Source organism: Oleiphilus sp. HI0067 (assembly GCF_001635735.1).
In genome coordinates, this window is record NZ_LWFI01001370.1 from 1 (window position 1) to 1,000 (window position 1,000).

The following is a 1,000-nucleotide window of genomic DNA, read 5'->3' on the forward strand; positions in this document are numbered from 1 at the left end:
CGCAGAAGAGTCACTATCGGATGGTGATGAAAACTGTTCTTCATGGCAGTCTTCTGACATGGATGGTTGCGACATATCCATGTCATGCATAGCGATAGATTGATTGTCAGCCTCTTCAAAGCAGCATGATGTAGCTGCGCTCACCACATTGGCAAACACCAAAAACAACACTGACAAAACAACCACAATCTTTCTCATTGGAGCAACTTACCAACACTAATAAGCCAGGTCTAGTATTCCAATCAGCACCAAACAATATTTAAGACACATTTGGCAAAATCGATGCCGCTAATCAATCAGCATGTCTTTTAATAACTGATACAGCTTTACACACGCGTCTTTGTCTTGTGCATCAACATGCGGTGGACCGAAATCACCAATATCATTATCGAAATACTGACCACTTTTTACGGCAAAAGTTTCATCAAGCACTGAGCGAACAATGATTTCTGCCCCAATACTCATGTCATTCCCTGCAATCCCAAAACCTGGCTAGACCATTTTGCTTGCTAATAACGACCCGGGGTTTAACGCAATAACAGTAGGCCCACTCTGACCTAATTGATCAGCGAGAGCACGAGACCACATCGTGATAGCAAGCTTGCTCTGCACCTAAGCTTGCATGGCATTACTAGTCCGTGAGCGACCACACAGGAGAGATTCATCGATAGGGGACTGTGCCGCTGAGGACAAATTAACAATGCGGCCATTGTTTTGGATGATTGGAAGCAAGCAGTGCGTTAAAACAAAAGGGGCAGAGGTATTCACAGCAAAACGCACATCAAAATCATCCTCCGTTCGCGTATCTAATGTTTTTAATATACCGGCATTGTTAATGAGCACATCAAGATAGCTATGGCTGTTTAATACAGCTTGAGCAAAATCCTTAGTCGCCGACACACTCGACAAATCGGCCTTATAGACCGATACGTTCGTATGAGGGTTAAGAGATAGAAGAAGATTGCTCGCAGCTTCTAGCTTCTCTGGACTTCGACCATGA

General features: G+C 44.0%; 3 protein-coding genes. All 3 read right to left on the minus strand.

Going from position 1 to position 1,000, the window contains the following annotated elements; all coding sequences use genetic code 11:
* Nucleotides 1-198: hypothetical protein (locus A3739_RS21815; RefSeq protein ID WP_156502746.1), on the minus strand; the 198-nt coding region annotated here is incomplete at its 3' end.
* A 90-nt stretch (nucleotides 199-288) separates the two neighbouring features.
* Nucleotides 289-465 (minus strand): hypothetical protein, encoded by a 177-nt coding sequence (locus A3739_RS28935; protein ID WP_156502747.1) that lies wholly within the window; start codon nucleotides 463-465, stop codon nucleotides 289-291.
* 147 nt (nucleotides 466-612) lie between these two features.
* Nucleotides 613-1,000, minus strand: a 388-nt coding sequence (locus tag A3739_RS21820) for an SDR family NAD(P)-dependent oxidoreductase (RefSeq protein ID WP_156502748.1), incomplete at its 5' end; no start/stop codon positions are given.

Coding starts and splice junctions, on each gene's coding strand:
- A3739_RS28935 (WP_156502747.1), bottom strand. CDS start 465: ATGAGTATTGGGGCAGAAATCATTGTTCGCTCAGTGCTTGATGAAACT.